The 13809-nt window shown below is 43.6% G+C and carries 9 protein-coding genes; 1 reads left to right on the forward strand and 8 read right to left on the reverse strand.

What is annotated here, in order from left to right:
• Nucleotides 1-2 precede the first annotated feature (2 nt).
• From FLA_RS27040 to msrB, 8 genes are all read right to left on the reverse strand, one after another.
• A complete protein-coding gene (locus FLA_RS27040; RefSeq protein WP_076376221.1) occupies nt 3-3131 on the reverse strand; it encodes a SusC/RagA family TonB-linked outer membrane protein in 3129 nt (1042 codons plus the stop codon).
• A 33-nt stretch (nt 3132-3164) separates the two neighbouring features.
• On the reverse strand, nt 3165-6035 hold the full coding sequence (locus FLA_RS27045; RefSeq protein WP_096511339.1) for a TIM-barrel domain-containing protein: 2871 nt from the start codon (nt 6033-6035) through the stop codon (nt 3165-3167).
• 115 nt (nt 6036-6150) lie between these two features.
• Entirely contained in the window at nt 6151-10254 is a 4104-nt protein-coding gene (locus tag FLA_RS27050; RefSeq protein ID WP_076376223.1) for a hybrid sensor histidine kinase/response regulator transcription factor, read from the reverse strand.
• A 32-nt stretch (nt 10255-10286) separates the two neighbouring features.
• Entirely contained in the window at nt 10287-10679 is a 393-nt protein-coding gene (locus FLA_RS27055) for a hypothetical protein (protein ID WP_076376225.1), read from the reverse strand.
• Between the two features lie 22 nt (nt 10680-10701).
• Nucleotides 10702-10935, reverse strand: a complete 234-nt coding sequence (locus FLA_RS27060; RefSeq protein WP_144263970.1) for a hypothetical protein — start codon at nt 10933-10935, stop codon at nt 10702-10704.
• Between the two features lie 225 nt (nt 10936-11160).
• A complete protein-coding gene (locus FLA_RS27065) occupies nt 11161-11490 on the reverse strand; it encodes a single stranded DNA-binding domain-containing protein (protein WP_076376229.1) in 330 nt (109 codons plus the stop codon).
• Between the two features lie 212 nt (nt 11491-11702).
• A complete protein-coding gene (locus FLA_RS27070) occupies nt 11703-12173 on the reverse strand; it encodes a hypothetical protein (RefSeq protein WP_076376231.1) in 471 nt (156 codons plus the stop codon).
• A 361-nt stretch (nt 12174-12534) separates the two neighbouring features.
• Nucleotides 12535-13095, reverse strand: a complete 561-nt coding sequence (gene msrB, locus FLA_RS27075) for a peptide-methionine (R)-S-oxide reductase MsrB (RefSeq protein ID WP_076376233.1) — start codon at nt 13093-13095, stop codon at nt 12535-12537.
• Nucleotides 13096-13223: 128 nt separating this feature from the next.
• Between msrB and FLA_RS27080 the strand changes: the two genes are divergently transcribed.
• Nucleotides 13224-13799 (forward strand): adenylate kinase, encoded by a 576-nt coding sequence (locus tag FLA_RS27080; protein WP_076376235.1) that lies wholly within the window; start codon nt 13224-13226, stop codon nt 13797-13799.
• Nucleotides 13800-13809 lie beyond the last annotated feature (10 nt).

Raw genomic sequence — 13809 nt, forward strand, 5'->3', positions numbered from 1 at the left:
GTTTAAAATTTTACGCTTACGCCTGCCATCAATGTCCTTGGCTGCGGATAGTAGCCCAGGTCAATGCCGGAAGACCACTGGTTTTTGTCGGCTTCTACGTTACCATAACCCACTTCGGGATCAATGCCCCGGTAACCGGTAAACGTAAGCAGGTTAAGCCCGGTAACGTAAATGCGACATTGCTGAAAGGGTAGATTGGGTAGCAATGTTTTCTTTAAATCGTAACCTATATTGATGCTTTTGATGCGTAAGTAAGTACCGCTGTGCAGATACAGATCTGATATCCTTCCCCAGTTTTTATTGGCTTCATCACTTAATGTTACGCGGGGTAAACGATTGCTGGTTCCTTCACCTGTCCAGCGCTTCAATGTTTCTGTGGTGTAGTTGTTATAGTATCTGTCTGTGGCACGGGTGCCATCGAGTATATCGTTACCGCCCACACCGGCCGCCAGTATGCTGATATCAAATGCACGCCAGCTGGCGGAGAGGTTTAACCCGAAAGAGAATTTAGGATGGGGGTTGCCTATCTGTGTTTTATCAGCAGCAGTGATTTCACCATCGCCGTTTACATCCACAAAACGTACATCGCCGGGCTTGGCGTAAGACTGAATAGCGCCTTTCTTACCTATATAGTTATTTACTTCAGCTTCGTTCTGAAAAATGCCATTTGTTTTATAGCCCCAGAAGTAACCCAGGGGAAAGCCTTTTTGAATACGGTAAAATTCATCGGTATTGGAAGCCAATATACCACTGGCGCCATGTATAATTTCTTCCTGTGTAGCTACCCTTGTTACCTTGTTGGTATTAAAAGCAATGTTGCCACCAATGTTATAGCTTACCTCGCCCGATTTGCGCTGGTAATTAATAGCAATTTCCACCCCTTTATTTTCCACATCACCACCGTTAATATATGGGGCGCCTGTGCCCACAATATCAGGTACAGCAGGCTGTATCAGCCAGTCGCGCGTTGTTTTGTTATACCAGTCGAAAGTGATATTAAAGAATTTAAACACGGTAGCGTCAAATCCAATGTTCTTTTGTTCAGAAGCTTCCCATTTTAAATTGGGGTTGGCAATTTTATCGGGAGAGGTGCCCAGCGTAGCGCCGGTGGCATCAATGCCGTTAAAGTAATAAAAACGGTATAAAGAGCTTACAGTTGCCTGGTAAGCAAAGTTGGTGATGCGGTCGTTACCATTACGTCCCCAGCCGCCCCGTATTTTTAAAAAGCTCATCCAATCGGGCCTGAAAAAAGCTTCATTGGTGACTATCCAGCCGGCAGAAAAAGAAGGAAAATAACCATAGCGTTGGTTAGGACCAAACTTGCTGGAACCATCCCTTCTTACAATAACCGACAGCAGGTACTTGTCGTTAAAGTTATAATTTACCCTGCCAAAATAAGATTGCAACGCCGTTTCTTCGCGTGTGCCTGCGGCCACTTTGGCAAGTGAAGGAATAGTAGTACCATTGTTGATAACCGCATATTCAAAACCTGGAATTACCAGGTTGGTTTTGCTGCCCGATACATAGGTATACACATCCTCTTTAGCAGTAGTACCTGCCAGTATAGAGATATTGTGTTTATCCAGTTTTACATTATAGGTAAGTGTGTTATCCCAGTTCCAGTTCTGGTTTTTATAAATGGCATTGGTTACAGAAGACACATTGCTTACCGAAGTAGCCGACAACTCATACACAGGAGAGTAGCCTACATAGTTGTTATAGGCAGTGGCCATACCAAAGTCGGAACGGAATTTCAGGCCTTTCACCAGTGTGGCTTCCACGTATATATTTCCTAATAAACGGTCGTATTGTGTAGTGTTGTTGTTTAAGTAATCCATAGCCGCTACCGGGTTAATCTCTTCCGGGTTAGTACTTCTACCGTACGATCCATCTTTATTGTAAGCCGGGAAGGTAGGGCTGGTATTGAGCAAACCTCTGATAGAGTTGCCATAGATATTACCTGTGCCAACAGCCGCCTGATTGCTGTGAGTATAGGTAAGGTTCTCGCCTATTTTTACAATGTCTTTATACAGTTTATGCTCCGAGTTAACACGCAGGCTTATCCTTTCATAAAACGACTTACCTTTTATTCCCATCAAACCCTCCTGGCGCTGATAACCAAGGGAAGTGGAAAACACAGAGGCATCGTTGCCCCCACTTATACCCAGCGTATAACTTTGTGTAGCGGCGTTTTTGTTCGCTACTTCTTTTTGCCAATCGGTGCCTGCACCCATAGAATCAATCTGATCCTGCGAATAAAAATGGTAAGGCGCATTGCCTGAATTCACGGCCGCTTCATTCATAATAATGGCGTACTGTTTGGCATTGAGCATATCCAGTTTTTTAGTGGGATTTTGCCAGCCGTAATACGCATCAAAGGCGACTATCCTTTTTCCTACACGGCCTTTACGGGTGGTAATCAGCACCACACCGTTAGCAGCCCGCGCACCATAAATAGCGCTGGATGCTGCATCTTTTAATATATCGATGGTTTCTATATCAGCAGAACTTAAATAGGAGATATCATCAGCAGGCATACCATCTACCACATACAAGGGATTAGCATTGCCGTTGGTGCCCGTTCCCCTGATCACAATTTTCATAGGATCGCCTGGTTGTCCGCTACTGGATGTTACCTGCACACCAGCGGCTTGCCCCTGCAGGCTTTGCGCCAGCGAAGGAGTACGGTTTTTATCAAGGTCGCCACCGCCTACGCGTACCGTTGCGCCTGTGACTTCTTTTTTGCGTTGCGAACCATAACCCACTACAATTACCTCATCAAGGTTGCTTTTTAACTCAGCCAGCTGCACCGATAAGGCACTGCCAGGCACTTCTACTGCCACCTCTACCGAAATGTAGTTGACAAAAGAAATCACCAGCACATCGCCTGGTTTGGCACTGATGCTATACGCTCCGGCGCTATTGGTTACCGTGCCTGTTTTGGTTCCTTTTACCGATACATTGGCATTAGCCAAAGGCTTACCGGCAGTGTCTGTTACCGTTCCGGTAATAATGCTTTTTTGTGCATGCACACCTATAGCCAGCAGCATCATAACGCTCAGCATAAGCGTTTTGCATAGCAGCCCGGTGAGCGGCCGCCGCTTGTTTTGGTTTTTCTCTAATGGTTTCATATGACAAACTGTTGTGAATAGTGGAAGAAAATGTTATTTCATTTTTATGGTTATCTTTTTACCGGTGTAGGTAACAGGCTGTACCTTTCCGGTACTATTGTCAATGCCAGCATCGTTTGTGGGTGTTACCCATTTTACCAAAAAGGTTCTGTTGGTGAGCATACCTGTAAATGCCCCTTTTCTATCTCCTATTTCCAGCGTACCGTTTTTCTCGTTATAGGTAAATGGAATGTTGGTATAAGCGCCTTTCTCATAATTGTTGTTCAGGTTTTCATCTTCATACAGGGTAAAGCTGCCGTCTTTGCCGGTATACACCCAAACCGTTACACTATCGGCCGGCTTTTCGGTACTGTATTGCATTACCGGGCCTACAGGCAGTATCGCACCCTGCTTTACAAACACAGGTATTCTTTCATACTCAGCCTTTGCTTCTACAGTTTGTCCACCCTTATAAAAAGCCCCGGTATAGAAATCGTACCAGCCATTACCCTCCGGCAAATACACCTGGCGGCTACGGGCTTTATAAGCAGTAACGGGGTTAATTAATAAGGATGGCCCAAACATGTATTCATCTGCCACATCACGCGCCTTTTTATCGGCAGCATAATCCATTACCAGCCCGCGCATAATAGTGTAATCGTTTTGCCAGGTGGTACCGGCCAGTGTATAGATATAAGGCAACAAGCGATAACGTAATTGATCATAGTACAACATACTTTTGTAAGCAGGATGCGTTTCTGGCGCTACATTGTATATTTCTCTAAAGGGATATTGACCGTGTACACGAAACAAGGGACAAAAAGCACCAAACTGATACCAGCGGGTTGTTTGCTCACGCCATTCGTCCAGGTCGCTGCCAGTAGCTTTTTCATAGCGTTTTTCTACAGCAAAGCCACCTATATCCATAGACCAGTAAGGCACACCTGCCAGCGAAAAGCTGATGCCACTGGCTATCTGATCTTTCATATCATGCCAGCGTGCAGCAATATCTCCACTCCACACCGCTGCTGCATAACGTTGAATACCAGCCCAGGCTGAGCGGGTAAGAATACAAACCCGGTTGTTGGCATTTACCGAACGCTGCCCCTCATACACGCCAGCAGCATTTAATAAAGGATAGGTATTAAAATAACGGGTAGGCGTTCCAATAGCCATCGGCTTCATCAATGCTTTGCGCTGCTCTATAGAAATATTGCTATAGATGTCTGGCTCTGTGGCATCCAACCACCAGGCATCTACCTTTTTAGTATACAGTTTATCGTTCATCAGTTTCCAGAAAAGCTTCCTGGCATCAGCATTAAAAGCATCATAAAACGTGGACACATAGCCAATCCAGTCTTTCTGGTTATTTTCTATGTTCTTTGTATATAACCAGCCCTTACTGTTTAGCAGGTTATAATTATCGGTGCCGGTATAAAACTTAGGCCATACCGATATCATAAAGCGGGTATTGTATTGCTGATGCAATTGTGTGATCATTCCGGCAGCATCAGGAAAGCGGGAGGTGTCAAATTCATGACTTCCCCACTGATCGGGCCGCCAGTATTGCCAGTCCATTACAATATTATCCAACGGTATCTGGCGTTTTCTGAATTCATTTACGGTTGTCAGTATCTCTTCCTGGCTGTGATAGCGTTCGCGGCTCTGCCACAGGCCCAAAGCCCACTTAGGCAGCAGGGAAGCTTTACCGGTAATATTCCGGTAACCGCTTATAATATCATCTGCATTGCGGCCGTAAATAAAATAATACTCAATCTGGTCGGCGGCTTCTGACCAAAAACCGAACTGGTTTTTATCCTGCTCAGCAACAGGCGGCAAAAAGCGCAGCACCTGGAAAGACTCATCTCCATCAGGCACCCACTCTAAACGCACTTTATAATGTGCGCCTTTGTTCATCCACAATTCAAAAGCAGTAGTGCCGGGATTCCAGGGTTGCCGCCATTTATCCATGATCAGCGAGTCGTTGATATATAGTTTGGTATAGCCACTGGCTTTGCACAAAAATTGGTGTATGCCCGTAGCAGATGACTGTAAAGCACCTACCCAGGTTACCACACCTTTCCCTGCTTTATAGTTAGCGGGCAGGCGGTTCATATCATCCAGGAAGTCGTAGTTGATATTGTTTTCTTCGCGCTGAATAGCAGTATTGTATTTAACGCTGTCTTTATAATTGTAGATAGCGGTTAGTCCGCCAGGTTTTCCTTCGGCGTTGTACAAAGTAAAATCTGACAAAGGACGCAGCTCCCGATAATCGCCAAAGCGGGATACAGAATAGTTATCCCACAAAAGGCCATACCCGGCTGTAGACACCATAAAGGGTATGGTAGCCACAGAATTGTATTGGGTAACATCTACCGGTTTATTGCGCAGGTTTACAAAACCACATTGATTACCACCTAACCCATACATGGCTTCTCCTTCCTGTTGCAAAAAGGTTTGTGTAACGGCATATACCTTTTCGCCATCGGCCGTATGTGCAGCATATGCTTTTCCGCCGGTCTTTTTTTCCTGTAATAAAATGTGGCCATTATTGTCGGCAAACTGTAATTCGCCGGTTACCAGGCTAAGCCGGGCAGTAATAGCAGCGGTTTTCAATATTAACCAGTCGCCTTCTTCGCGAGTGGTCCACAAAGCTGCCGGCTTATCAGAACGGCTAATTGCCATCAGGCTTTTTAACGGGGAAAAAGCAGTATCGGGCGATGCCTTTACCTGTATAATCTTATCGGTAACTACTCTTAATTGCAGCAAACGGGTTTGGCCGGCTTTGCCGGGGGCAAACCGCACCACCACTCCATCAGCATCTTTACTATAGGGTGTATGATGGGCAAACAACAACACAGGGATATGAACAAGCAGGCAACACCATGCGCATAGCGCGGCCTTTTTCATGGACAATACAATCATAATGCAATTTGTTTTTAAAGACAGGCGAAGCTAAGTGTGTGATGCGCCGGGCAGGGGTATCGTTTGTTTACAATAGGGGCTTCATTTGTTAAGCGGCGACAATAATTATTGAAAATCACTTTGTTATATCATTGCCCAGGTACTGGGAGGGTAACACCCCAAACTCTTCTTTAAAATACCTGGCAAAGTATTTAGGGTTGTTGAAGCCTACTTCATAGGCCACTTCGGCCACCGTTTGCTGGCTCACCAACAGTAAATGGGCAGCCCTTTTTAAACGCAGCAGGCGAATAAATTCAACAGGTGTTTTGCCGGTAAGGTTCAGCAGCTTTTTATATAAAGCCACCCTGCTTACATGCATACACCGGCTCAACTCTTCTACCGAAAAGTCAGGATTGGCAATATTCTTTTCTACCACATCCAGGGCCTGCTGCATGAATTTTTCGTCTAATGGCGTAACAGCAATTTCTGCCGGGTTTATTTCCAGCTTCTTCTCAAATGATTTACGCACCATCTGGCGGTGCATAAGCAGGTTTCGCAACCTGGCCAGCAATATCTCAAAATTGAAAGGCTTGGTAATATAATCGCTGGCCCCGGTGTCAAACCCTTCCAATTCCTGTTCTTCCTCAGACCGGGCAGTGAGTAAAATAACAGGGATATGGCTGGTACGGGGATCGTTGTGTATTTTCCGGGCCAACTCTAAACCATTCATTACCGGCATCATCACATCTGTTACAACCAGGTCGGGTTGCCGGGTCTGCGCCTGCTTCCAGCCTTCCCTGCCGTTAGCTGCTTCCAGTATCACAAACCAGTGCCGCAGGTTTTCTTTCAGGTAAAAACGAAAATCTTCATTATCCTCCACCAGTAAAATGGTTTCTTTCCGGCGTTTTGTGGGTTCCGGTTCTAATACAGCTACGTCTACAGCTTCTTCTTCCTGCCATTGATGTATAGCAATGTCTTCCATAACGGCGTCGCCTTCTGCCAGCATGATGCCGGCTGGTTGCAAAGGAAGCAGAACAGAGAACAGACTTCCTTTATTGAGTTCACTGGTAAGCGTTATTTCTCCTCCATGCAGCTTTACAAACTCTTTGGTAATAGCCAGTCCAATGCCACTACCCTGGTTAATAACAGCCTCAGGCATATCACTTTGAAAAAAGCGCTCAAACACCTGTTCCTGGTTTTCGGGTGCAATGCCTATGCCGCTGTCTTTTACCTGTATTTCTAATTGCTGCATTGCTGATGCAGGCAGGCCTACTGCCCAGCTTACAATCACTTCCACTGTGCCCTGTTGCGGCGTAAACTTAAAAGCGTTGGACAGCAGGTTAAAGAGTATTTTTTCCAGCTTGTCTTTATCAAAGAAGGTTTCAAACACCTGTATGCCTGTGTGAAAAGCAAATCGGATATCTTTTTTCTCGGCAATATCGCTAAACGACAAGACAGTTTCTTTTATAAAAGCAATAATATCCCCACGCACGGGCACAAACTTAAACTCCTGCATTTCCAGCTTTCTAAAATCGAGCAACTGGTTTACCAGGTTTAATAATCTCCGGGCGTTACGCTTTACCAGTTGCAGTTGTTTGCGTTTATCTTCTTCCAGCCCTGCGCCTATTTTATCTAAAGGGGAAAGTATCAGGCTTAACGGCGTTCTGAATTCATGGCTTACGTTGGTGAAAAAACGAATCTTCATCATATCCAGCGCATGCATGCGGTCGGCTTCCTTCTGTTGCTGCTCTATGGCAAAACGCATTCGTGTACGGTCTACTGTTATTTTACGGGCTATCGCTAAAGCGCCGGCAATCACTATCATGTACAACAAAAAGGCAAAAGGCGTTTTCCAGAATGGCGGGCTGATAATAATCACCAGTGAAGCCTGCTGTGTATTCCAACCTCCGTTACCATCAGCTGCTTTTACATGAAACACATAAGTGCCGGGATCGAGGTTGGTATAAGTGGCGCGGCGATGCAAGCCACTGGTGAGTAACCACTCTTTGTTAAACCCATCCAGCCTGTAGGCGTATTCATCTTTACCACTTTGAGCAAATCCCATCTCTGCAAACTCAATGGAAAAATCATTCTCTTTATACTTTAACCAAAGCGTATCTGTTTTATAAATGCTTTTGGTAAGCAGGGGACGGCCGTTGACTATTTCCCCGGCAGAGATGCTTTTATTAGATACCTGGAAATCGGTTAACAGCAGCCGATGTGCTGTTGCAGGTATTACTGTATGCAAGGGGTCAATACTATTAAAACCGTTGGCCCCTCCAAACAACAACAGGCCATTCTTTAGCTTCAGGGCTGCGTTTTCGTTAAAAGCCCGCTCCTGTAAATTATTGAGTTCGTTATAGTTTTTAAAACGAAACGCCCAGCCTTTAGCGCCGCCTGGCTCTACTGTAATATTGCCAATGCCCAATGGCGTGCTTATCCACAATGTATGTTGTGCATCTTCCAATATATTCAATATAGCATTATCCGGCAGGCCATCGGTAATGGTCAATGTGGTAAGTAGCTTGCCGGTATTACCATCCAGTAAACACAATCCATTCCTGGTGCCTGCCCATAGAAGCCCCCTGCTATCCTGTAGTAACGATATAATAAAGTTGTTGGGTAAATGCTTATAGTGCGTAAAGTTGTTGGTGGCCGGGTTGTATTTATCCAGCCCAACATCGGTTCCAAACCAAAGCTGTTGATGGTTGTCTTCAATAATAGCAGATATATAAGTGCTGCCTACCGACTTGGATGCTCCTCCGGGATAATGATAAAAGATGTTCTTTTCCCTGTCAAACCTGTCCACACCAGCTTTTAAAGTTCCCACCCATAACCTGCCCTTGCTATCTTCCAGTAATTCCCAGATGTTGTCATCTGCTATGCTATTACTATCTGTAGCAGTATGCCGGTAGTGCATAAAGCGCTTACCGTTAAAACAATCCAGCCCACCATAAAAAGTACCAATCCATAACAGCCCCTGTTTATCTAAACACAAACTAACAATTACATTATTGCACAAGCTGTTGGCATCATCAGGGTTGTGCAGGTACTGGGTAAACTTTTTTTGTTGTGTGTTATAGTAAATCAGCCCCCCGCCATTGGTGCCTATCCATACATTACCCTTATTATCTTCCACAAACCTGTTTACATCATCATAAGGCAGGCTGCTGGCATCGCCCGGCTTATGCTTATTCACTAAAAAGCTTAATACGTTTTCGTTGTAAAAGCAAAGCCCCTGTTTGTAGGTGCCCAGCCATATTACTCCCTGCTCATCTTTATACAAGGCGGTGATACTATTCTGGCTGATGGTTTTATCGTCTTCCGCATCATTCAACAGATCTTGTATAGTGCCAGTTTCTTTATTTACTATATATACGCCGCCATGATCGGTACCAATCCATATAAGTCCGCCCGCTTCTTCGGTAATGCCTTTTATAATATGTGGAATGATGTAATGGCGACAGCCGGAATTGCTATCTGCTGCATTTATATAATACGCTCCGCCGGTGTTGGTAGCACCGGCTATCCATAACCCATTGTGCGCATCGGCATATACCTGGCAGTTTTGCAAGTCGCCAATGGTTTGCTTTTGCAAAACAGCAGTGGCAAACAGCAACTTTCCGCTTACAACATCGCGTTGTTCTGCAATGCCATTCTTATATACTATCCATACATGGCTGTTATTATCGAAGGTAAATGCCATGATGGGAACAGTGGCCGGCTGAATAAAATAAGGCGAAGCGCCTGCCGGAGCAGCGGGTTGATACACACATAGTTTACCATCTATTAAAAACCAGAAGTGCCCTTGTTTGTCTTTTTGAATAGAAGTTACATTGCCTGGTGGCATGCGCCACAAACGCAACCTCCCCAGGTAATTATTGTCGAACTTATCCAGCCTGGAATTATACAGGGTTACGCCTGCCGGTGTGTTTATCCACAACATGCCATCTGGCGCACTATACATGGCAGTGATATAGTTATCGCGTAAATTGTTACTATCACTATTGCCCTGCTTGTATACTTTGCACCCATAGCCATCGTAGCGGTTAAGGCCCGACATGGTGCCTATCCATATAAAACCGTTTTCATCTTTTGTAATGCAGTTAACCTGGTTGTGCGAAAGGCCTTGTTTAGTGTTTACACGGGTAAACCTGTATTTGCCAGGCTGTGCCCATATATAAAACGGCACAGTAACACATAGCACACCAAACAATATCGCTTTTAAAATATGGCACATCAGCAATGGGGTATAGCAAACAAAAAGCAGTTTTATTTAAGGTAAGAAAGACAAATTAATATAACGGTGATAATGAAATAAATTATCACAAAAACGCCCAGAATAATCAATACCAGCCTTAAGTTTCTGCTAAGCTTTACCTGGCCGCTATGCTGTAGTTCTACTACATGGCTGCGTTGCTTAGCATATTCTTTGCCAGCTTTACGTGGCAAACGGCGATATACCTGGTCCATAATCCAGGCCTTTACGGCTGGTGGCGGCGGTTCGTTGGCGTGGAAAGGTTCCAGCACTATTTCGGCCCGCAGCAATTCCACCCGCAATTCGGGATGTTGTGTAAGCAGTTGTTCAAACTGATGTCTTTCTTCCAGGTTGAGCATATTAAGCACATAGGCTTCTACTACACCGCTTTCGATGTATTGTTTCATAACAAACGTTATAAGTAGTTTATTACTTGCGCACTTCTGTCAGCTTCTCCTGTGCATGTTTATATTCCAGGAAGAAGTAAATGCTGGTGGCTAAAAAAACTTTAGACAACACAAACACCACAATAAAAATCGTTTTCCAATACTTATGAACCAGTATTTGCCGGGAAGGAGTAAAAGCAATGTCCTGAATGTCCGATTCAATCCTTTCTCTGGCATAGGAGTTTCCATTCCCAATGTGAAACCCAAGCTTTTGCATATCGTTTAGTTTTGCTGAATATTCAGAGTTAGCAACCAGCTGCTGAAAACTGGCAGAACCTGTCATCTTTAAAATTACTCATATAGCATATTTATTTAAAATAAAAGTTTTGGTATGAATATTGCGAACTTAAAAATGTTTTTTAAGGGTTTAGGGTTGAAAAAATTAGCCCTGGTGTCTACCAGGGCTTCTCTTTTTTATCTATTACAGGAATGAATGCTCATTCTATTGTATTACAATTTCTTCCGGCTTAGTTACTACTACTTCTGCCTTACCATTATACTCTTGTAAAGTACCTGTTACACAAATTTTTTTTCCGGTATATAACTTCTCAGGTGTTACGCTAAAATTGGGGCGTGAGCTACCGAATATGACTATTGTAAAAGGACTTTTAGGATATGCTGCCCCTATATTTAAAAAGGTAGGCTGGGCCTTGGCCTTATCCAGGAATTTTATTCCATATACAGAATCACAAACAGTTACCTGCTTTCCAATATACTGCATAGCTTCTGTTGCTTTAATTTTTACCTGGCTTCTGGCAGTGATGGTTATCATAAAACACAGACACAGTAACACTATTAGCTTTCTGTGGTAAAATGGCTTTTGTGGAGACTTCATTTTTATTATACTTAATTATAATAACTGGTATGCAATTTGCAACCCTAAAACTGTTTTTTAAAGGTTTAGGGTTGAAAAAAAATTAGCCCTGGTTTCTACCAGGGCTTCTTCATTATATCTATTGTATAAATCATCACAACTCAATAGTATCAGGCATTGATCGTTTGCCTTTTAACAACCACAGTACGCTCTTTGGTAAGTTCTGCTACCCTGTTTACCCTGGCTTCTTCAATATCATCAATAACAGATTGAATTTCTTCGTTAGTCATGATATCCACGTCTACATCTGATACAATACCCTTATCAGATTCAACGGAAATAAAACTGCGTTTGGTGGCCCACCAGAACAGCAGCATAATAATGCCTGCAATCAGGAATATCTGAAACAGGTTGGTATTTTCTGTTGCCAGCAACACCCCACCTGCCAATAAAGAGGTACAGCCCCCTATCAGCATTGTTTTATATCCCTTGTGTTGTGTGGTAACAGACCGTACGTTTTCGAGGAAAAAATTTACATCGCCCAATCGTCTGTCGGCAATGTTAATACGCATATTGGTTAAAATCAATTTGCTGCCATTATAGGCGAGCAGCTTTTCTTCGTTTGGCAAAATCGTAGACATAGTAAGCAATTTATATTGAGGTGATAGTCAGCGGAAGACCTAAAAACCTAACACTTTCTTCCCCTAATTTAAGGTGCTTTTGCCGTATTTGCAACGAAACGGGATAATATTTCCCTTTTTTAAGATAGTTTTCACTCAACCTTTTGCATGCTTATCTGTAATATATATACACTTATATTGATAAGAAAAGGCTATACGGTTAGTATACTTACTTAACGATTGAGTATCAAACTTGGTGTTTTTCATAGGTTAGCAACGGCCCCATTCTGTCCAGGAAACGGGGCCTGCTTTTTTTAAGCATAATGGCATAAAAAAGCCCCGCTGTTGCAGGGCTGAGTTACCATATATTTCACCAAACGAACTAGTGTTTGTTTTTATAGTTTTCTGCTGCTGCTTTCGCCTTCTCAAAATCCAGCACCACACCGTTAATACAATACCGTAATCCTGTAGGTGGCGGTCCATCATTAAACACATGCCCCAGGTGCGCTTTGCAACGGCCACACATTACTTCTGTACGGTCCATGCCATGTGTGTGATCGGGAGCGTAAATAATAGAGCTTTTTGAAATGGGTTCGTAAAAGCTGGGCCAGCCACAACCACTTTCAAACTTGGTATCGCTTTTAAACAAAGCGTTACCACAGGCTGCACAGTAGTACGTACCCACCTCTTTAAAATCTTCAAACTTACTGGTATATGGTCTTTCTGTTCCTTTTTCGCGGGCTATGGTATATACATCCGCAGGTAATATTTTCTTCCACTCGTCGTTGCTCATCACTACCTTCCCTGTATCGGTACGGCTGTAAGCTTCGTTTTTTTTGTTATTGGCACTATCCATGGTATTCTTTTTTTGCTGCCCTGTTTGTGAGTAGCAGCCTTGCAAGCCACTCACCACAAACAAACCCAACATTAATAACTTTCGCATATGTTTATCGGCTTTATAAATATACGCCCCCGTTCATATTCAAGTTTTTTCAAAGGCGTGGAACCTACGTTAAATGATTTTTAAATTATACCCCTTATATTTGTGATTCACACAAGCAATAGGAGAACATGTTTAATCTTATTTTGTTCGGGCCTCCAGGAAGTGGTAAAGGTACTCAAAGCGAAAAACTAATTGCAAAATACGGTCTGAAGCATTTAAGTACAGGAGATCTTTTAAGAAGCGAAATAGCTCAACAAACCAAACTGGGCTTAGAAGCTAAAACTCTGATGGACAAAGGTCAACTGGTTCCTGATGAAGTGGTAATAGGTATGATCAGCGGTGCGCTGGATACCAATAAAGAAGCAAAAGGTTTTTTGTTTGACGGCTTTCCCCGTACTGAGGCACAAGCTGCTGCACTGGACAAATTGCTTGAGCAGCACAACGCATCTATCAACATTCTGTTAGCATTACACGTAGACGAAGAGGAACTGGTGAAACGTGTTTTAAACCGCGGTTTAACCAGCGGAAGAAGCGACGATACCAACGAATCTATTATCCGCGCACGTATAACAGAGTATAATACTAAAACGACCGCTGTTGCCAATTATTACAAACAATTTAATAAGGTTGTAGATGTAAAAGGCGTAGGTAGTGTAGACGATATATTTAATGCACTGAGTAAAGAGATTGATTCCAGAATTTAATCCGTTACGT

Source organism: Filimonas lacunae, from assembly GCF_002355595.1.
Taxonomy (GTDB): domain Bacteria; phylum Bacteroidota; class Bacteroidia; order Chitinophagales; family Chitinophagaceae; genus Filimonas; species Filimonas lacunae.